Here is a 20,693-nt window from a genome sequence, read left to right as displayed (position 1 = left end):
CGCAACGGACGTGACACTCAGGCTACCATGAATCGCGCCAGTGCCAACTTCGATCCGGCCTCGTTTGCCGCCTCGTTTGCCCAGCAGTTTCCCTCCGCTTCGCTCTCCGCTCAGGACATGTCGCAGTGGTTCAAGGCCGCCCAACAATTGTTCGGCGCGTTGCCGGGATCTGCTGGCCCGTCATCTTTCGCTGCGAATGGTGCAGCGGCTGCCGCGAACCCGTTCGCGGGGCTTTTCGAACTTTTCGGTAAATCAGGCACCATGCCGCAGCCGACGTCGTTGCACGTCGACCCTGCGAGACTGAACGAGCTTCAGTCGGAATACGCCCGCGACTTTGCCGAACTCGTCGCCAGCTTCAATCAACCCGGTCTCGATACGGCCCCTGCACTCGGGGACCGTCGCTTTGCCGGCGAGGGCTGGCGCAATCCGTTCTACGCGCTGCCCGCTGCGCTCTATCTGCTCAACGGTCGCTTCCTGATGCGCATGGCCGAACTGGTCGACGCCGATGCGAAGACACGCGAGCGCATTCGCTTCGCGGTCGAGCAATGGGTCGCCGCAAGCTCGCCCGCGAACTTCATTGCCACGAACCCGGATGCACAGCAGCGGCTCGTGCAGACGCACGGCGATAGCCTGCTGGCGGGCATGCAGCACCTGCTCGTCGACATGGGCAAGGGCAAAGTGTCGCAGACCGATGAGGCGGCCTTCGAAGTCGGACGTAATGTTGCGACGACCGAAGGTGCCGTGGTCTTCGAGAACGACCTGATTCAGCTCATTCAGTACAAGGCGCTCACGCCGACGGTGCACCAACGCCCGTTGCTGATCGTGCCGCCTTGCATCAACAAGTTCTACATCCTCGATCTCCAGCCCGAGAATTCGCTGGTGCGTTACGCCGTGGAGCAGGGCCACACGGTGTTCGTCGTATCGTGGCGCAACCCCGATGCATCGCTCGCCCACAAGAACTGGGACGACTACGTCGGCGAAGGCCCGATTGCCGCCATCGACGTAGTGCGCGAGATCAGCGGCCAGCCGCAGATCAACGCACTCGGCTTTTGCGTGGGTGGCACGTTGCTGGCCGCAGCACTCGCTGTGCTCGCCGCCAAGGGGCAGACGGGGCGCAAGTCGCCGGTCGCCAGCGTGACGTTGCTCACGACGCTGTTGGACTTCTCCGATACCGGCGTGCTTGACGTTTTCGTCGACGAGCCGCATGTCCAATTCCGCGAACAGACGATCGGTGGCGGTCTCGGCCAGCCGCCGGGACTGATGCGCGGCGTCGAGCTTGCCAACACGTTCTCGTTCCTGCGTCCGAACGATCTGGTCTGGAATTACGTCGTCGACAGCTATCTGAAAGGCAATGCGCCGCAGCCTTTCGACCTGCTGTACTGGAATGGCGACGGCACGAATCTGCCCGGCCCGATGTTCTGCTGGTATCTGCGTCACCTTTATTTGCAGAACGAACTGAAACAACCCGGTGCGATCCAGACCTGCGGCGTGCCCGTCGATCTGGGGGCCATCGAGGCGCCGGCATACGTGTTCGGCTCGCGCGAAGATCACATCGTGCCGTGGACGTCGGCGTTCCGTTCGTTGCCGTTGCTCGGCGGCGAGCGTCGCTTCGTGCTGGGCGCGTCGGGTCACATCGCAGGGGTGGTCAATCCGCCGGTGAAGAAGAAACGCAGCTATTGGCGCAACGACGATGTCGGTGTCGACGCGAGCGACTGGCTGGCCGGGGCGACGGAGCATCCGGGAAGCTGGTGGACCGACTGGAGCGATTGGCTCGCAGGCTACGCCGGCAAACGCGTTAAAGCGCAAAATGCGTATGGTAATGTTGCTTATGCACCCATTGAACCGGCGCCCGGGCGTTATGTGAAGGCAAAAGCGTGAAGGCGAAAGCCTGAGCGAACGGGCATCCCCCCTGGTTCGAACCCATTGAAAAAGAGGAATGAGACATGTCGGATATCGTGATTGTGTCGGCTGCCCGTACGGCGGTCGGTAAGTTTGGCGGCTCGCTGGCCAAGGTGGCCGCACCGGATCTGGGGGCGATCGTGATCGACGAAGTCCTCAAGCGCGCGAAGTTGAAGGGCGAGGACATCAGCGAAGTCATCATGGGTCAGGTGCTGACCGCCGGCTCGGGCCAGAACGTGGCGCGTCAGGCGTCGATCAAGGCCGGCCTGCCGGCCATGGTGCCGGCCATGACCATCAACAAGGTGTGCGGCTCGGGCCTGAAGGCCGTGATGCTCGCGGCCAACGCGATCACCGCCGGTGAAGCCGATATCGTCGTGGCGGGCGGTCAGGAGAACATGAGCGCCGCACCGCACGTGCTGCCGGGTTCGCGCGACGGATTCCGTATGGGCGATGCGAAGCTGATCGACACGATGATCGTCGACGGCCTGTGGGACGTGTACAACCAGTACCACATGGGGATCACGGCCGAGAACGTGGCCAAGGAATACGGCATCACGCGCGAGATGCAGGATGCGTTTGCCGCCGCTTCGCAGAACAAGGCGGAAGCTGCGCAAAAAGCAGGCCGTTTCGACGCTGAAATCGTGCCGGTCTCGATTCCGCAGCGCAAGGGCGATCCAGTCGTCTTCAACACCGATGAGTTCGTGCGTCACGGCGTGACGGCGGAGTCGCTGGCCGGTCTGAAGCCCGCCTTCTCGAAGGACGGTACGGTGACGGCCGCCAACGCGTCGGGCATCAACGACGGCGCAGCTGCCGTGGTCGTGATGTCGGCCAAGCGTGCCGAGCAACTGGGCCTCACGCCGCTCGCGCGCATCGTCGCGTACGCGAACGCGGGCGTCGATCCGTCGGTCATGGGCATCGGCCCGGTGCCGGCATCGCAGCGCTGCCTCGCCCGTGCGGGCTGGAAGGCGAGCGATCTGGATCTGATGGAAATCAACGAAGCCTTCGCTGCACAGGCGCTGGCGGTGAACAAGCAGATGGGCTGGGACACGTCGAAGATCAACGTGAACGGCGGCGCCATCGCCATCGGACACCCGATCGGTGCGTCGGGCTGCCGTATTCTCGTCACGCTGCTGCATGAAATGGCACGCCGCGATGCCCGTCGCGGGCTGGCGTCGCTGTGTATCGGCGGTGGCATGGGCGTGGCGCTGGCGGTGGAGCGCGTCTGACGTTTTGAGATTGACGCGTGCAAGCGTTAGTCGTTTGAGCCGCAGAAGAATCGGTGTCGCCCGTGTGTGCAATGCGCACGGGTTCGCACCGAAGTAGTCAGGAGACGAAAGGCACGCGTGGGAACGCGCGGCCTGCGCGTCGGTCAATTGGCAGTCGCAACAGGCGGCAGTTTGCCGTTATTTTGGGGGAAGCGTTCCATGACTCAACGCATTGCATATGTGACAGGCGGGATGGGCGGTATCGGTACGTCTATTTGCCAGCGGCTGTACAAAGATGGCTTCAGGGTGGTGGCCGGTTGCGGTCCGAACTCGCCGCGCCGCGTGAAGTGGCTGGAGGATCAGAAGGCGTTGGGTTTCGATTTCGTTGCCTCCGAAGGCAACGTCGGCGACTGGGAGTCCACGAAGGCAGCGTTCGACAAGGTCAAGTCGGAAGTCGGTGAAATCGACGTGCTGGTGAACAATGCCGGCATCACGCGCGATACCGTGTTCCGCAAGATGACCCGTGAAGACTGGGATGCCGTCATCGACACCAACCTCACGAGCCTGTTCAACGTCACGAAGCAGGTGATCGAGGGGATGTGCGAGCGCGGCTGGGGCCGCATCATCAACATCTCGTCGGTGAACGGTCAGAAGGGCCAGTTCGGTCAGACGAACTACGCGACCGCGAAGGCCGGTATTCACGGCTTCACGATGTCGCTGGCGCAGGAAGTGGCGACCAAGGGCGTGACGGTCAACACGGTGTCGCCGGGCTACATCGGCACGGACATGGTGCGCTCGATCCGTCAGGACGTGCTCGACAAGATCGTGGCAACCATTCCGGTCAAGCGTCTGGGCGAGCCGGGCGAGATCGGTTCGATCGTCGCGTGGCTGGCTTCGGACGATTCGGGCTTTTCGACGGGCGCAGACTTCTCGCTCAACGGCGGCCTGCACATGGGCTAAGCGGTGACGGGGCGCATGGCCACTGCGGGCCGCAGCAGGTACAGCGCCTCGAATCGGGTTAGGGCTTTGCCGCATAGCAGCAAACCCCCTAGAATCGATAATATGTGATTAACCCCGACCGCCGGTCGGGGTAGTCCTTCAAAAAACGCAGGAAACCCACCGCATGACCGCGAGCAAGAAGACTGACGAACGCCTGATCAAAAAGTATCCGAACCGGCGTCTGTACGATACCCAAACCAGTACGTACATCACCCTTGCCGATGTGAAGCAACTGGTGCTCGAGACCGAGGAGTTCAAGGTCGTCGACGCCAAGACGGGCGAGGACCTGACCCGCAGCATCCTGCTGCAGATCATTCTGGAAGAAGAGACCGGCGGCGTGCCGATGTTCTCGAGCGCCATGCTGGCCCAGATCATCCGCTTCTACGGCCACGCGCTGCAGGGCATGATGGGCACGTACCTCGAGAAGAATATCCAGACCTTCATCGAGATTCAGAGCAAGCTGGCCGATCAGTCGAAGGGCATCTACGAAGGTGCGACCTTCAACCCTGACGTCTGGGCGCAATTCATGAACATGCAGGCGCCGATGATGCAGGGCATGATGACCAACTACATCGAACAGTCGAAGAACCTGTTTGTGCAGATGCAGGAGCAGATGCAGAGCCAGGCGAAGAACATGTTCAGCACGTTCCCGTTCCCGGGTACCCCGGGCGCGCCGGGTACGCCGGGTACCCCGGGCCGGGACCCGAACAAAAAGCCCTGAACGAGGCTTTTTGACGACGGGCATCGACCGGAGATGGACGGTGCCTGCGAACGCGGCAGTGTGGCGTGGGGCGCACACTGCCGACGATTTGACCCGATCGGCTGCGTTGCGGCGCAATAGTTGGAACGAACGGCAGACGATCAGGGTAAAATGCGCGGTTATTCAGCCGGTTACGTCGCATCAGACGTAGAAGACGCATGACGCCAACGGTGTCGCGTACCGGTCGACCGTTACAAGCATCTACTACATCAGGATTTCGCCCCATGTCCCGCCCATCGCCCGCCGGCACCCCCAAGGTCGGCTTCGTTTCGCTCGGCTGCCCCAAGGCTTTGGTCGACTCCGAGCAGATCCTGACCCAACTCCGCGCCGAAGGCTACGACATTGCCGGTACCTATGACGGTGCCGATCTCGTCGTGGTCAACACCTGTGGCTTCATCGACGACGCCGTGCAGGAAAGCCTCGATGCCATCGGCGAAGCACTGGCCGAGAACGGCAAGGTGATCGTCACCGGCTGTTTGGGCGCGAAGAAAGACGCCGCCGGTCAGGACATCGTGAGCGCCGTGCACCCGAAGGTGCTCGCCGTCACCGGTCCGCACGCCGTGGGTGAGGTGATGAGCGCAGTGCACACGCACCTGCCCAAGCCGCACGATCCGTTCACCGATCTCGTTCCGCCGGCTGGCATCAAGCTCACGCCGCGTCACTACGCCTATCTGAAAATTTCCGAAGGCTGCAACCATCGCTGCACGTTCTGCATCATCCCGTCGATGCGAGGCGATCTCGATTCGCGCCCGGTCGCGGAAGTGATGCTCGAAGCCGAGAACCTGTTCAAGGCAGGCGTCAAGGAGCTGCTGGTGATCTCGCAGGACACCAGTGCGTATGGCGTCGACGTGAAGTACCGCACCGGCTTCTGGGCTGGCCGTCCGCTCAAGACGCGCATGACCGAACTGGTGACCGCGCTGGGCGAACTGGCCAAGCAATACGGTGCATGGGTGCGTCTGCACTACGTCTATCCGTATCCGCACGTCGACGAGATCATTCCGCTGATGGCCGAAGGCCACATCCTTCCGTATCTCGACGTGCCGCTGCAACACGCCCACCCGGACGTGCTCAAGCGCATGAAGCGTCCGGCCTCGGGCGAGAAGAATCTGGAGCGCATTCAGGCCTGGCGCAAGATGTGCCCGGACCTGACGATCCGCAGTACGTTCATCGCCGGTTTCCCGGGCGAGACCGAAGCCGAATTCGAATACATGCTGGACTTCCTGCGCGAAGCCGAACTCGACCGCGTGGGCTGCTTCGCCTATTCGCCGGTCGAAGGCGCACGCGCCAACGAACTGCCGGGTGCATTGCCGGACGAAGTGCGTGAAGAGCGCCGTGCACGCTTCATGGAAGTGGCCGAGGAGATTTCGGCCGAGCGTCAGCAGCGCAAGATCGGCAAGACGATTCAGGTGATCGTCGACGAAATCAATCAGGACGGCGGCATCGCCCGCTCGGCCGCCGATGCCCCGGAAATCGACGGCCTCGTGTACATCGAGCCGACCGCCAAGGCGGCGAAGCGCCTCAAGGTCGGCGAGTTCGTCAACGTCGAAGTCACCGGTGCCGACGGTCACGATCTGTGGGGCGAGGTGGTCTGATGACGCAGCAGGATTCGAAAACGGTGCAAACGATGCAAACGCCGCAAGTGCTCGCGATGGGCGAAGCGATGGTCGAGTTCAACCAGTCGCCCGATGATGCCCGTCGCTATCTGCAAGGCTTTGGCGGCGACACGTCCAACTTCGCCATTGCCGCGCGCCGTCAGGGCGTGAGCACGGGCTTCGTGAGCGCCGTGGGCGACGACCTCTTCGGCCGCATGCTGCTCGATCTGTGGCGCGACGAACAGGTCGATACGCGTTACGTGCGCGTTGACGGCCAGTCGCCGACCGGCGTCTATTTCGTCTCGCACGACGATAACGGCCACCACTTCGACTATCTGCGCGCAGGTTCTGCTGCGAGCCGCTATCACGCGCAGGATCTGCCTTGCGAGGCGCTGGCGGGCGCACAGTTTCTGCATCTGTCGGGCATCAGCCTGGCGATCAGCGTGAACGCCTGCGACGCCGCCTTCGACGCCATGTCGAAGATTCGCGCCGCCGGCGGCAAAGTGTCGTTCGACACGAATCTGCGTCTCAAACTGTGGCCGCTCGCCCGCGCGCGCGCCACGATGCGTGAAGCGTTCAGCCTGACCGACGTCTGCCTGCCGAGCTGGGACGACGTGACGGCGGTCACCGGCCTGGAAGACCGCGACGCGATTCTCGACGAACTGCTCTCCCACGGTGTGAAGGTCGTGGCGCTCAAGCTCGGACGTGAGGGCTGCTACGTCGCGACCCCGCAGGAGCGTCGCATCGTCGCACCGTACCCGGTGCAGGCCGTCGACGCCACGGGCGCAGGCGATTGCTTCGGCGGCGCTTTCATCGCGCGTCTGGCGCTGGGCGACGATCCGTTCGCCGCTGCGCGTTACGCCAACGTCTGCGCGGCACTCTCGACCACCGGTTACGGTGCGGTCGCGCCGGTGCCGAGCGCCGAGCAGGTGCTCAAGCAACTGGCGAGCTAAACGGCGAATCCATTGAGGGAAGGGGCAGCGCGGTGCAAGCGCTGTCATCGAAGTTTCCCTCCAATGCGCCTGCCATCGAGGTAACCCCTACGGCGCTATACTCGTTGCAAACCTATATCCACCCGGAGAAGAGACATGGAACGAGAGGTCGTGATCGTCAGTGGTGTACGTACCGCGATTGGTGATTTTGGCGGCAGCCTGAAGGACTTCGCGCCGACGCAGCTCGGCGCCATCGTCGCCCGCGAGGCCATGGCCCGCGCGCAGGTCGGCGGTGAAGACGTCGGACACGTCGTGTTCGGCAACGTCATCCACACAGAACCCAAAGACATGTATCTGGCACGTGTGGCTTCCATTGAAGCCGGCGTGAGCCAGCACGCCCCCGCGATGACCGTGAACCGTCTGTGCGGCTCCGGCCTGCAGGCGGTGGTCTCGGCGGCACAATCGATCCTGCTCGGCGACACCGATGTGGCGATGGCGGGCGGCGCGGAGAGCATGAGCCGTGCGCCGTATGTGATGCCCGGCGCACGCTGGGGCACGCGCATGGGCGAGTCGCGTCTCGTCGACATGATGCTGGGTGCGTTGCACGATCCGTTCGCGAACATCCACATGGGGGTGACGGCGGAGAACATCGCGAAGAAGTGGGGTATTACGCGCGAAGATCAGGACAATCTCGCCGTGGAATCGCACCAGCGCGCCGCACGTGCCATGGCGGCGGGTTACTTCAACGATCAGATCGTGCCGATCACGCTGAAGTCGAAGAAGGGCGACGTGGCCTTCACGACCGACGAGCACGTGCGGGCGGACGTCACTCTGGCCGACATGGCGAAGCTGCGCCCCGTGTTCGAAAAGGATGGCACCGTCACTGCCGGCAACGCGTCCGGTCTGAACGACGCGGCCGCCGCACTCATTCTGATGGAACGCGCTGAAGCCGAGCGACGTGGTGCGAAGCCGCTCGCGCGTCTGGTGAGCTACGCACACGCCGGCGTCGATCCGAACTACATGGGTATCGGCCCCGTGCCGGCGTCGCGCAAGGCGCTGGAGCGTGCCGGCCTGAAGGTCGACGACATCGACGTGGTGGAGGCTAACGAGGCCTTCGCGGCGCAGGCCTGCGCGGTCACGCGTGATCTCGGCTTCGATCCCGCCAAAGTGAACCCGAACGGCTCCGGCATTTCGCTGGGCCACCCGATCGGTGCGACGGGCGCGCTCATTACCGTCAAGGCACTGCACGAGTTGCAGCGCATCGGCGGCCGGTATGCACTGGTGACCATGTGTATCGGCGGCGGTCAGGGCATTGCGGCCGTGTTCGAGCGCGTGTAAGTTACTCCCGGGGGCCGGCGTTGTTGCCGGCCCAAGCCTTTTCCGGAGCCGTGATGACGCAAGACAACCGCAAGCCCCTCGACAAGCCGGAAGCCAACGGCTGGCACTGGCAAACCAATATTCTGCACACCGACACACAGTTGCCCGCCGGTTTCTCGGCCATGCCGGTGCCGGTGGCGCGCGCGTCGACGGTGGTCTTCCCCGATCTGGCGGCCATGCGCTCGCTCGACTGGAAGAACGACAGCCAGTGGCGCTACGGTCTGCATGCCACGCCCACGTCGATGGAGCTGATGCGACGCCTCGCGGCGCTCGAAGGCGGCAAGCACTGCTTACTCTTCCCTTCGGGGCTGTCCGCCATCTCCAACGTGTACTTCGGGCTCATCAAGAGCGGCGACGACGTGCTGATTCCCGACAACGCCTACGGCCCGAATCGCGATCACGGCGACTGGCTGGCACAGGCGTGGGGGATCACGGTGCGCTACTACGATCCGATGATCGGTGACGGCATCGGCGCACTGATTCAGCCGAATACGAAGCTGATCTGGTTGGAAGCGCCAGGCTCGGTGACGATGGAAGTGCCGGACATTCCCGCCATTGCGCGCGTGGCCCGTGAGCGTGGTGTGCTCACCGCCATCGATAACACGTACTCCGCCGGGCTGGCGTTCCGTCCATTCGATCATGGTGTGGACATCTCGGTGCAGGCGCTGACCAAGTACCAATCGGGCGGTAGCGACATTCTGATGGGCGGCGTCGTGACCATCGACGACGACATTCACCATCGTCTGAAGCAAGCGCGCATGCGCTTGGGCGTCGGGGTGTCGGCCGACGATTGCAGTCTCGTACTGCGCAGCCTCGGTAACCTGCAATTGCGCTTCGAAGCGCACGACCGGTCCGCCATGACGCTGGCCACCTGGCTGGGAACGCGTCACGAGATCGCCGCCGTGCTGCATCCCGCGTTCGAAGACTGCCCGGGCTATCAACATTTCCGGCGCGACTTTACGGGCGCGGGCGGCCTGTTCTCGGTGGTGTTCGACGAGCGCTACTCGCAAGCACAGATCGATGCCTTCATCGAAGGACTGCGCCTGTTCAAGATCGGTTTCAGCTGGGGCGGGGCGCATAGCCTTGCACTGCCGTATCGCGTGCCGTCCATGCGCACGGCCACGCCGTGGCCGCATAAGGGCGGTCTGGTGCGCTTCTATGTGGGTCTGGAAGACGTGCGCGATCTGCAAGCCGATATCGAAGCCAGCCTGAAGGCGCATCTCGGCGGCTGAGCGCCTTGTCGGCATGCATGGCACCGGAATTGGGTGCCATGCCTCGCGAAGAGGGTGACGGACGCCTCACGGCGTCCGTACACGAGCGTCGCACTCGCGACGTTCAGTGGCTGCGAAATAGAGAGAGCAGCCCGTCGAGTCCCACGTGGTTGAACGCCACCGACGCCTTCTCGCGCACCACCGGCTTCGCACGGAACGCTACCGACAGTCCGGCGATCGCCATCATCTGAAGATCGTTCGACCCGTCGCCCATCACGACGGCTTGTGACGGCGTCGCGCCAAACTGCGCGGCCACTTCGGTCACCGTGCGTGCCTTGACTTCCGCATTGACGATCTCGCCCAGCACGCGTCCGGTGAGTTTACCGTCGACGATTTCCAGCGTATTCGCCCGCGTCACATCGAGATTCAGGCGTGCCTTCAGGCGATCCGTGAAGAACGTGAAGCCCCCGGAAACCAGCAAGGTGCGGATGCCGAGTGCCTGTACGCCACGCAGCATCTTCTCGGCACCGGGAGAGAGTTGCAGACGTTCTTCGTAGACCTTCTCCAGCGCGCTGGCGTCGAGCCCCTTGAGCAGCGCCACGCGCCGCGTCAGGCTTTCGTTGAAATCCTTGATCTCGCCGCGCATGGCGGCTTCGGTAATCGCCGAGACTTCCGCTTTCAGACCGCAGTAATCCGCGATTTCGTCGATGCACTCGATGGTAATGAGCGTCGAGTCCATGTCCATGGCCACGAGCTTGAAGTCCGTCAATCGACGTGCGCTGTCGACAATGGCGATGTCGACCGGATACTGCTGCGCCAGCGTTGTCATGCCAGCGCGCAGTGCAGGGGTATCGGCGATATCGCGAAAACGGACGGCACCTTGCGCCACGTCAGGCGTCAAGCCCGGCACCAGCGACTGAAGGGCCGATAGTGCAGCGCTCAGGCCACCGGCGCGCTGTGTTGTGGTGCCCGCATCGGGGGCGGTCGGAGCGGTGGGCCCCAGTATGACGAGGTCGTGAGCCATCTGAAAAGTCTGAGTGAGTGTGCGCAGCGGGCGTTCGAAGCTGGCCCCAAGGGGCCGACGCGCGCGACTGGTTTCGCATTTTACAGCGATGCACCCCCACCAGCACCATTTCCCAATGGCTGCGCGTTGAGCGAAAAGTGAACTCAGACGGGTTGACGTCGGCAGGAGTATTTGGGCGCAGGCAGCAGATACGGCAGCAGATACCGGTCGTCAACCGAGGGCAGGGGACATGCACATGCAGATCTCGTCACAGTTTCGATTCTTCGGACCGCCATCCGGCATGTCCGCGCTTCAGAGCGAACCACGGCTGGACGCGGAGGCATCGCAGCGAACGAACAACGTGCCTCCAGCGCGATGTGATCCGATGGCCGACGCGCCATGGAGCGCGCGTGTCGTGCATGCCCTCGTGTCGGCACCCGCGTCGGTGTGGGGGCCAGACGACATCGTCGAGTGCGATGGTCAGCTGTTCCACATTTGGGTGGAGTCACCGTTCGACGCGCTGCCGAAACTCAAAGTCAACGAGACCGCCCTTAACGGCGTTCGATCGGAGGTCGCGGGCTACCTCAAGCCCTCCGACAAATCGACCCTCGCGCCGAAGACGACGGAAAAATACGTGACCCGTGCACCTCGTCGTACCGGCGATCCACTTGTGGATCCGAGTCTGGTGAAATGGGAAACGGTGGTGTCGCAATGGCAAGCCGTCCGCTACGGTGTCGAGGCAAACGAGACAGCGACGTTGCACGGTTCGCTTCAAACGACAACATCCGCTTCGGCCACGCTGTTGGAACACGGCGTGAGCGAGGTAGCCCCTTCGACGGTAGCGTTGCAGCAATGTTGGACGCCCGCATTCGAGGCTGCGCTCAAGAACGTCTTCGAGCGCGTGGAAGCAGGCCTGCTGCTCTGGCACTTCGGGCGTGTGCCGCAGGTCCAGCGATCCCTGATGCTCTCTCGTCTTCATCGAACCTGCGGCGTGGGCACGATCAGGCTCAACGATGTACGGATCGGTGGCGTTGTGGCAATGAAAGGCGATCAGGGGCATATGCTCCTGTCGCTCACCACGGGGGAGGCATTGTGGCGTGGCAGCACGGACGTAGCCATCAATCCGGATCTGCGTGCGTTCCTGGCGCGCCACCTGAGCGATGCTGACGCAGCGACGCTCGCGCATGTGATGGTGGATGGGGGCGACCCGTCTCAAGGACTCGCGGTTTGCGAAATCGTCTTTGAGACACCAACGCCGGATTTCACGGTGCTCGTACAGCGCGCAAAGCAGTGGTTCGAAGATCGGATCACGCGCGGCGGGAACGTCCCTGTCGAGCGAGATCACGATCTGTTGTACCTGATCGCGCAGGCAGCGCGGCACACGTCCGATGATGAAGGGCAGGCGATCGTCGCGCTGGTCAGAGCGCTCGTCGCGCCGGGCGAGAACCGCTATGTGCCCACCGATCACATTTTTCGAAGCGAGTCCGACGAGTGGCACGACGCGCCTAGCCTGCCATTGGCGCACTTTCTCGGCGAAACGATGGCAGGGGCGAACTTCGATGAATTTGCAGACGGCCCGCCGCCGCATCGCTCGGCCGAGCAGTGCGAACAATGCATATTGGACCTGCTTTCCCGAAGTCGGCAGCGATATAACGCTCAACGGGTACGCGGCGAAGCGGCGAATCTTGTCGAGTTCGCGCTTCGCCATGACACTTTCGGCGTCGCAATGTTGGCGCGCAGCGAGGCGGACGAGGATGAACGCTTCGGTCCCGCACTGGCCGTCGTAAGCGACGAGGTGCTGCCGGGAGGCGGCGCGGCAGAGCAAGACCCGATGGCCGACGCGTTCCGCAGGATCTTCGACACCGCCGATATACGAAGCATTCCGCCCGGGTACCGGATTTTCCTGACGGGGGAAAGTCCGCTCGACGAAGCGAGAAGCGACGTGCATCACGAGATGCTTAGTCTTGGCGGGGGGCAAGTTGCTGCGTGGTGCCGTTCGCGTGTCGAGGCACCCACGCCCGGCACCCTTCGGCGTCTGGACCTGCTGTCAAACAACGGCTTCCTCAACGTGACACGCAACGGCGCAACGCTGTCCGGTCCAACGCCGGTGACGCTGTGGGTCGAACCGGGGACGCCGGGCGTTTTCGGCGAGCGGATTGCAGCGGTGGTGCAAAGTGGTCGCCTGACGCAGACCGGCATTCGGCGCGCAATGGATGCATTCGGTTCGGATAGCGTCATCGCGACCGAACTGAAAAACAACGCGCCGGATAAGGGCGGTCGGTTCGGTCGCGACAAGACGGCGCTTGTCAATGCGATCGCGACTCGGATGCGTGCTTTGGGTGCGAGCGATATCAAGTACCGTCTGATCCTGAGTTGGACCGGGCCGAATCAGGCGTTCCCGTCGATGTCGCTTGCGCTGACAGGGAGGGCCCCGCAGTCGATGCGCGAAACCGTGTCTCCGATACGTCTTGTTGTCGATTTGTTCATGTGTCGGGCACTGGCGGCGGGTGCGCGCGAGGAAACGGCGATCCAAGGCGAGTCCGACTGGCTCGCCACGTATCGTCGGCACGCGGCGGGGCGCTGTGTGCAATACCGCGAATTCGAGAATGTTACGGAGATCGTTTCCGCCATTCGCGAGTACGAAGCGGTGCCCGGTGTTCGTGCGTACGACTGGCGAGAAGGCACGCGCACGGTCAGTGTGCCCGACTGGTCCAATGCCGCGCCGCTAGGGTGGCACCCCAACCGGATCTGATGGGGGCGCGCTGCGTCGTCAACCGGCGAGATGCGGCCGTGAGCGACTGGGCGGCAGCGTCTCGAACTTGTGCCACACGCGACGCAGATGGCGGCTCGAACCGAACCCGGCGCGCTGTGCAATGTGCTCCAGATCGAGGTGGCTGTTGCCCAGCATTTCGCGTGCGAGCGCGATGCGAAGCCGATGCAGGTAATCGATGGGCGCGACGCCCGCATGCTCGCGAAACAGCCGCGTGACGTGCCGCTCGCTCGTGCAGGCGATGTTCGCCATGGTGGCGAGCGTCCAGTCGTTCGCTGGATCGGCCGCGATGGCGTCCTGCACGCGATGCAACGCAGGATGCAGATGGTTGCGTCCTTCCAGCCAGGGCGACAGCTGCGGGTCGGCTCCGGCGCGTCGTGCGTAGACGACCATCTGCCGCGCGACAGCCGCCGCACACAGAGGACTCGTTGCATCGGCGATCAATGTCAGCATCAGATCGAGCCCGGTCGTGACGCCCGCGCTGGTCCATACGTTGCCGTCGCGCACATACAGTCGGTTGTCGGCCACGCGTGCGCCCGGTGCCAGCGACCGGAGCTGATCGCAGCTGCCGTGATGCGTGGTGCAGGCGAGCGTGTCGAGCAATCCCGCACGGGCGGCCAGCAGCGCGCCGGTACAGATGCAGGCCAACTGATGTGTCGGGCGGACGATGCGCCGAAGCCACGCGATGGCGTGGGCTTCGGCGTCGGGCAAATGCGCCTGCGCCGCATCGGCATGCGCGCCGTCGACGGTCTGAACGGGCAAGGGCTTCTCGACCGTGCCCGTGACGACCAGCCAGGCGTCGGCCGGGAGCGTGTCGGGCAGCACGTCGAGCGGCGAGAGACGCAGGCCGATGGACGTGGCGACCGACGGTTGCGTGCCGACGTAATGCAGAACAAAGCGTACCTCGTCCTGCTGGTGATTCGCGATACGCAGCGCTTCGGCCGGGGCTGCCACATCAAGCAACAGCGTGTTCGGCATGACCAGCAGGTAGACGGGTTGCAGTCGTGGCATGGCGTCGGTCGCGCAGGACAGATTCAGACAGTGGCGGATGCTGCGACGTTACACCGCCGCGAGCGCTTCCTCAACCGTCACGATACGGGCGAAACGATCCACCAGCACGGTTTCCGTGCGTTCCTTCAACTCGGCGACGGACAGCTCGCGGCCGGTGCGCGGATGCTGCATCGGGAACGTGAGCGTCGCTTCCGTCACGAAATCGACGGCGTAGCCGGCGTCGGACGCCGCACGCGTGGTCGTCTCGCAGCATTGCTCGGTGCGGATACCCGAGACGATCAGCCGCGTGATGCCGTGCTCAACGAGCCATGCGCCCAGCGTGGATCCCGCCAGCGCGCTGTGCTTGACCTTGTCCACGGTAAAGGCCGGCGAGATCTTCAGTTCTTCCAGCGTGCGCACGAAACCGGAGTCGCGCGAGAAGTGACCCGAGGCGATGTGAAAGACCTGCACGACCGGTACGCCACGTGCCACGGCACCGTCGACGAGCGCCTGTTGGCGGTCGAAGTACACGGCCAGATCGTCTTCGCGCCAGTACGGGCGTTGGCGGAACGATTCTTGTGCGTCGATGACGAGCAGCGCGGTGCGCGACGATTGGGTTTGCTGGTTTTGCGACATGAGAGGACTCCGGGGAGTGAGTGACGATGGAGCCATCTTACGGCGCAGATCGTCAGGGTGACAGAACCTCTCACGACCAGAATCGGACGGATTCGGACATTCTGCGTGAGCATCCTCAGTCATGTCGGTCGCGTTATTCCCCGGGGCCGCCGAGCCACGTCGGCCCAGGCGGCGTACCCCGGACGACGTGTCTCAGATCGCGGCGCGTACGCCGGTATTGGCCGCTTGCGCACGCTGGTAAAGCGCGGCGGCCAGCGCCACGTCCTGCGCGCCCATGCCGAGCGATTTGAACAGCGTGACGGATTCGGTGTCAGTGCGACCGGGATGCGAGCGGATGACGAGATCGCCCAACTCGGCAAGCAGGTCTTCCGGTCCGATCCGACCTTCGGCCGCCGCGGCCAGGTAGTCCCCGGATTCGTTGACGGTCGACTCGCGACGATCGACGAACAACTGAGCACGTGCCATGAGCATCGTATCGGCTTCACGATGACGCGGCGTGCTGCTGCCGACGAGATTCACGTGCGTGCCCGGTGCAATCCAGCCCGCTTGCAGCACGGGGTCGGTCGAGTTCGTCACGGTGGTCACAATGTCGGCGTCGCACACCGCCGCTTCCACGCTCTCGGCCGCTTCCAGGCGGAAGTCGTAGTTCGGCTGTTCCTTCTCGACGAACGCCTGCGCCGTCGCCAACGAACGACTCGCTACACGCACGTGCTGCAACGGCCGTGCTGCGGCGAGTGCAGCGAGATGCCAGTGGGCCTGATGTCCCGCGCCGATCAGTGCGAGTCGCGAGGCGTCGTGACGGGCGAGCAGGCGCGTCGCCAGCCCGGTCACGGCGGCCGTGCGAATGCCGGTGATCTCCGCCGCGTTCATGACGGCGAGCAGTTCGCCCGTCTCACCGCTCATCAACAGGACGCAACCCTGATGCGGGTCTCTGCCGAGCGCGCTGTTGCCCGGAAAGAACGTACCGACCTTCGCGCCGTAGACCGGCAGGCCGCTTGCCTCGCTGCCGAGAAAGGCAGGCATCATGCCGAGCAGGCCTTTCGCGCCGAGCGCTTCCGGCGGCCGGATGATCTGACGCAGCGGCAGGTGGATCTGTTCGCGCGCGAGCGCAGCGAACATGTCGGACATGACGGGGATCGCGTCAGCGACTGGCATCAGCGCGGCAATCTGCGCGGCGTCGAGGAGCAGGACGGGCGGGGAGGCGTGGGTGGCGGACATGTTTCGCTTAGCCGTTGGCTTCGGCAGCCAGTGCGGCTTCGATGTGACGGTTGAACGTGGCGGTGTCGGTGTTCGTCCCGCACAGCAGCACGCCCACACGTTTGCCCATGAGCTTGTCGCGCAGCGGGCCCATCAGTGCTGCGGTTGCCGCGGCGCATGCCGGTTCGACAGCCAGCTTCAACTGACGGAACAGCGTGAGCATACCCGCACGCATCTCGTCGTCGGTGACGGTCACGAGTTCGTCGATATGACGGCGGCACAGCGTGTAGCCGTACAGCTCGGTGTGCGGTGCCATGAGGCTGTCGGCGATGCCGGTCATCGGCCCCATCTTGATCGGGCCGCCTTGCGCGAAGCTCTGCGCCATGGCGTCGGCACCCGCCGGCTCCACGCCGTAGACCTTCACGTGCGGCGCGAACAGCTTGATGGCCGTCGCCACGCCGGCGATCAGACCGCCGCCACCGATGGGGACGATCACGGCATCGAGATTCGGGGCTTGCTGCATCCACTCGTAACCGAGCGTGGACGTGCCCAGGATCGTGCGGTATCCGTTGAACGGATGCACGAAGTAGCGGCCTTCCTCCTGTTCCACGCGCTTGACGATGTCGAACGCCTCATGGACGTTCTCCGCGAGGATCAGGTCCGCACCGTACTCGCGGCACAGTGACGAACGCGCCGGGCTGGCCGTCTTGAGCATGACGGTCTTGGCGGCCACGCCCATCGCCTGTGCGGCGTAAGCGACGGCCACGGCGTGATTGCCAGCAGACACGCACGTCACGCCGGCTTTGCGCTGTACTTCATCGAGCGAGAGAAGGTTGGAGAACGCGCCGCGTGCCTTGAACGTTCCCGACGCCTGCAAGAGTTCGTACTTGAACGTGACTTCGGTGTTGCCGAGCGTCGGAAAGTCGCGGCGCGTGAAGACGGGCGTCGTGCGCACGTAGGGTTGGAGCTTCTCGTGCAGCGCGGCGATGGCGTCTTTCGTCGGGACGGGTTGGCCGTCGATGGTCTCGTCGTGCAGGGCAGGGGTCGATTGCGTCACTTGGACTGTGTCTCCGTAGTTAGGGAATCCGAGCCGATGTCAGGACAGTGCGGGGCGGGCGCCCCGCATCGCTGCCCTGATTGTCGAACTCGGACTCAGCGCATGCCGATCTTGCGGCTGCGCAGCAGCGCGGTAATGCTGATAAGCGCTGCGAAAATCAGATAGAAGCTCGGCGCGAGCTTGTTGCCCGTCGCACCGATCAGCCACGTGATGATAAACGGTGCGAAGCCGCCGAACACGGTCGCGGCGATGTTATAGCCGAGCGAGAGGCCGGTGGTGCGCACCTGCACCGGGAACAGTTCCGTGAGCAGGGCGGGCAGCGCGCCGAAGTAGGTCGTCATCAGCAGGCCGAGCACGATCTGGAACACCATCAGCGAGCCGAACGTCGGGTTCGCGTCGAGGAAGCGGAACATCGGGTAGACGAGCACCAGCAGCGCCACGGCGGCTGCGAGCATCGGCTTGATGCGACCGTGCGTGTCCGACCAATGACCCACGATCGGTGCGACGATCAGTTGCACCACGCCGGTGAGCAGCACCGCCGAGAAGGCGGCCGACGACGGCAGACCCAGTTGCTTGACGGCGTACGTCGGCATGTAAAGCACCAGGTACGTCGCAACCGTGGCCATCACCACCACGCCGATGGCGAGCAGCAGGCGTTCCTTCTGGCTGGCGAAGGTGTCGCGCAGCGGGCTTTGCGTCGGTTCGATGTCGAGGAACTCAGGCGTCTCGTCCAGACGGCGGCGAATGTAATACGCCACCGGCCCGATCAGCAGACCGAAGAAGAACGGCACGCGCCAGCCCCACGAGGCCATCGCCTCGGGCGACAGGTTGCCGGTGAGCAACGCGCCGAAGCCGGCGGCCAGCAGCGTTGTCAAACCTTGCGACGCGACCTGCCAGCTTGAGAAGAAGCCGCGACGCGCCGGCGCGTGTTCGGCCAGAAACGCCGTTGCGCTGCCGAACTCGCCGCCGGCCGAGAAGCCCTGCACCATACGGGCGATGACGATACCGATGGGCGCGAGCACACCGATGGCGGAGTACGTCGGCATGATGGCGATGAGCAGCGTGCCGACCATCATCATCAGGATCGAGAGGGTCAGGGCCGCTTTGCGTCCCGCGCGGTCGGCGTACGCGCCGATCACGATCGCGCCTAGCGGACGCATGAAGAACGACACCCCGAACGTGCCGAGTGTGAGCAGCAGCGACACCGTGTCGTTGCCGGTCGGGAAGAACAGTTTCGCGATGGTCACGGCGAAGAAGCCATACACCACGAGATCGAACCATTCGAGCGCGTTACCGATCGAGGCCGATACGATCACACGCCAGGCGTGCGGGGAAGTGCGACCGGCCTGTGCCGTCGCGTTGGGGGCTGCGCTTGCGCTCATGGGCGAGATCTCCAAAACCTGTCTGGCGTACGTACTTGTTATCTTGCGGATGGATGTCCTGTGCGCCCTTGCTTTAGGCGTCTGTCACTGCGTACTGCTTCGGGTGAGGCGGGTCATGCACTTGCCGGGAAGGCAACGGGCCGCATCCGACTCACGGAATACGGCCCGGTTGGACGGCGCTTGCGCTGACCGTGTCCCTGAATTGGGATGCTGCGTCGGCCCGAAGCGATCCGGGCCGACAGTCACGCTTAAGCGCCGACGGTGTTGCTGCGAAGCAGCTTTTGCAGGAACGACTCGCACTGTGCGATCTGTTCGAGCGACACGAACTCGTTCGGCTTGTGAGCCTGTTCGATGTTGCCCGGGCCGCACACGATCGAGGGCACGCCTGCGAGCTGGAACTGACCCGCTTCGGTGCCGTAGGCGACCTTGCGCTTGTCGGTGTCCTTGGTGAGTGCACGCACGAGTTGAGTGATGGCGTCCTGCTCCGAGGCGTCGAGCGCCGGGGCCGCCGCAATCTTCTTGAACTCGATGCCGGCGTTCGGATGCTCCTTCTGCATCTTCGGCACCAGCTCGTTCACGGCATATTCCTGGATGCGCGCGAAGATGCCATCGGCGTCGACACCCGGCAGGTTGCGGTATTCGAAGACGAACTCGCACAGGGCCGGAATCGTGTTCAGGGCGATGCCGCCCGAGATCGTGCCCGTCTGCGCCGTGGTGAACGGCACGTCGAACAGTTCGTCGAACGGACCGTTCTGCTTGAAGTGATCGGCCAGATCGCGGATGTAGCAGATCAGACGCGCAGCGTATTCGATGGCGTTCGAGCCCTTCGGCGTGAGCGACGAGTGCGCTGCATGACCGCGCACGCAGCACTGATAGGCGTTGATGCCCTTGTGCGCCACGATCACGCGCATGCTCGTCGGCTCGCCGACGATGCAGCCGTCCGGGCGGATGCCGCGATCGCGCAGTTCGGCGAGCATGACCGGCGCGCCCACGCAGCCGATTTCCTCGTCATACGAAAAGGCAAAGTGGAACGGCGTCTTGAGCTTGGCGTCGCGCATCTGGGGCAGCATCGTCATGACCGAGCCGATGAAGCCCTTCATGTCGCACGTGCCGCGACCGTACAGGTTGCCGTCGCGCACGACCGGCTTGAACGGATCGGTGTCCCACGCCTGGCCGTCGACCGGCACAACGTCGGTGTGACCCGAGAGGACGATGCCGCCTTGGGTGTTGCCGTCGGCCGCGGGCAGGGTGACGAACAGGTTGGCCTTGCGTTTCGTGGCGTCATACGACAGCCACGGCTCGACACCGGCGTGTTGGAGGCTGTCGCGCACCGTCTCGATCAGGCCGAGGTTCGATTCGCGGCTCGTGGTGTCGATGCTGACCAGCTTCGAGATCCAGTCGACCGATGCCGGCTGAGCCTCGTTGGTGGCCTGCGGGGCGATAGCTTGGGAAGCGCTTGTCATTCGAATCTCCGGGAATCTTCCAGTCATACGATCAATACGTTCAATGCGTCGATCACGTTGAATACGTATTGCTACTGGGAAATGTTACTCAAAAATAATTTAGAGGTAAAAGGTTGTGTGAACAACCATTCTTGCCTCGCGGGAAAAAGCACGCCGGGCGCGGGTTTGCCCGGGCGTGCAAAAAAGCGGTGATGTGGAAATTGCTGCGGTGCACACGAAA

16 protein-coding genes are annotated in these 20,693 nt (G+C 63.8%); 9 read left to right on the top strand and 7 right to left on the bottom strand.

The features are described 5' to 3' along the window. Window positions 1-117: 117 nt before the first annotated feature. The 8 genes from phaC (at window position 118) to PAQ31011_RS03505 (ending at window position 9,996) form a co-directional block, all read left to right on the top strand. The gene (gene phaC, locus PAQ31011_RS03540; RefSeq protein WP_150574894.1) at window positions 118-1,878 is read left to right on the top strand and encodes a class I poly(R)-hydroxyalkanoic acid synthase; all 1,761 of its coding nucleotides are present in this window, start codon (window positions 118-120) and stop codon (window positions 1,876-1,878) included. A gap of 65 nt (window positions 1,879-1,943) precedes the next feature. Then, complete coding sequence (locus PAQ31011_RS03535; protein WP_046292248.1) at window positions 1,944-3,125, top strand: acetyl-CoA C-acetyltransferase; 1,182 nt, start codon at window positions 1,944-1,946, stop codon at window positions 3,123-3,125. 198 nt (window positions 3,126-3,323) lie between these two features. Continuing rightward, a complete protein-coding gene (locus PAQ31011_RS03530; RefSeq protein ID WP_046292247.1) occupies window positions 3,324-4,064 on the top strand; it encodes a 3-ketoacyl-ACP reductase in 741 nt (246 codons plus the stop codon). A 163-nt stretch (window positions 4,065-4,227) separates the two neighbouring features. Beyond that, on the top strand, window positions 4,228-4,824 hold the full coding sequence (gene phaR / locus PAQ31011_RS03525) for a polyhydroxyalkanoate synthesis repressor PhaR (RefSeq protein ID WP_150574485.1): 597 nt from the start codon (window positions 4,228-4,230) through the stop codon (window positions 4,822-4,824). Window positions 4,825-5,087: 263 nt separating this feature from the next. Further along, entirely contained in the window at window positions 5,088-6,455 is a 1,368-nt protein-coding gene (gene rimO / locus PAQ31011_RS03520) for a 30S ribosomal protein S12 methylthiotransferase RimO (RefSeq protein ID WP_150574484.1), read from the top strand. Then, window positions 6,455-7,408, top strand: a complete 954-nt coding sequence (locus PAQ31011_RS03515; RefSeq protein ID WP_425495077.1) for a sugar kinase — start codon at window positions 6,455-6,457, stop codon at window positions 7,406-7,408. The genes rimO and PAQ31011_RS03515 overlap by 1 nt, the downstream gene beginning before the upstream one ends. A 135-nt stretch (window positions 7,409-7,543) precedes the next feature. After that, complete coding sequence (gene bktB / locus PAQ31011_RS03510) at window positions 7,544-8,725, top strand: beta-ketothiolase BktB (protein ID WP_150574483.1); 1,182 nt, start codon at window positions 7,544-7,546, stop codon at window positions 8,723-8,725. Between the two features lie 53 nt (window positions 8,726-8,778). Beyond that, window positions 8,779-9,996 carry a cystathionine beta-lyase gene (locus PAQ31011_RS03505; RefSeq protein ID WP_150574482.1) on the top strand — a complete coding sequence of 406 codons (1,218 nt, stop codon included), beginning with the start codon at window positions 8,779-8,781 and terminating at the stop codon, window positions 9,994-9,996. 103 nt (window positions 9,997-10,099) lie between these two features. On the opposite strand, the gene serB is transcribed toward PAQ31011_RS03505, so the two are convergent. Next, window positions 10,100-10,999, bottom strand: a complete 900-nt coding sequence (gene serB, locus PAQ31011_RS03500) for a phosphoserine phosphatase SerB (RefSeq protein ID WP_246179319.1) — start codon at window positions 10,997-10,999, stop codon at window positions 10,100-10,102. Between the two features lie 364 nt (window positions 11,000-11,363). Here serB and PAQ31011_RS03495 point away from each other — a divergent pair, with 364 nt between their 5' ends. Beyond that, window positions 11,364-13,730, top strand: a complete 2,367-nt coding sequence (locus PAQ31011_RS03495; RefSeq protein ID WP_150574481.1) for a hypothetical protein — start codon at window positions 11,364-11,366, stop codon at window positions 13,728-13,730. An 18-nt stretch (window positions 13,731-13,748) separates the two neighbouring features. Here the strand turns inward: PAQ31011_RS03495 and PAQ31011_RS03490 are convergent, their stop codons facing one another. The 6 genes from PAQ31011_RS03490 to argE all read right to left on the bottom strand — a co-directional run bounded on the left by PAQ31011_RS03490 (window position 13,749) and on the right by argE (window position 20,473). Further along, window positions 13,749-14,759 (bottom strand): GlxA family transcriptional regulator, encoded by a 1,011-nt coding sequence (locus PAQ31011_RS03490; protein ID WP_150574480.1) that lies wholly within the window; start codon window positions 14,757-14,759, stop codon window positions 13,749-13,751. A 48-nt stretch (window positions 14,760-14,807) separates the two neighbouring features. Then, window positions 14,808-15,374, bottom strand: coding sequence for a cysteine hydrolase family protein (locus tag PAQ31011_RS03485; RefSeq protein ID WP_150574479.1), 567 nt, complete (start codon window positions 15,372-15,374; stop codon window positions 14,808-14,810). Between the two features lie 192 nt (window positions 15,375-15,566). Next, window positions 15,567-16,592 carry an ornithine cyclodeaminase family protein gene (locus tag PAQ31011_RS03480; protein WP_150574478.1) on the bottom strand — a complete coding sequence of 342 codons (1,026 nt, stop codon included), beginning with the start codon at window positions 16,590-16,592 and terminating at the stop codon, window positions 15,567-15,569. A gap of 7 nt (window positions 16,593-16,599) precedes the next feature. Next, window positions 16,600-17,628, bottom strand: a complete 1,029-nt coding sequence (locus PAQ31011_RS03475; RefSeq protein WP_150574477.1) for a threonine/serine dehydratase family protein — start codon at window positions 17,626-17,628, stop codon at window positions 16,600-16,602. Between the two features lie 95 nt (window positions 17,629-17,723). Beyond that, a complete protein-coding gene (locus PAQ31011_RS03470; RefSeq protein ID WP_150574476.1) occupies window positions 17,724-19,010 on the bottom strand; it encodes an MFS transporter in 1,287 nt (428 codons plus the stop codon). A gap of 248 nt (window positions 19,011-19,258) precedes the next feature. Then, complete coding sequence (argE, locus tag PAQ31011_RS03465; protein ID WP_150574475.1) at window positions 19,259-20,473, bottom strand: acetylornithine deacetylase; 1,215 nt, start codon at window positions 20,471-20,473, stop codon at window positions 19,259-19,261. Between the last annotated feature and the right edge of the window lie 220 nt (window positions 20,474-20,693).

The organism is Pandoraea aquatica (assembly GCF_902459565.1).
Lineage (GTDB): Bacteria > Pseudomonadota > Gammaproteobacteria > Burkholderiales > Burkholderiaceae > Pandoraea > Pandoraea aquatica.
This window is presented reverse-complemented; position numbering and strand designations above follow the sequence as displayed.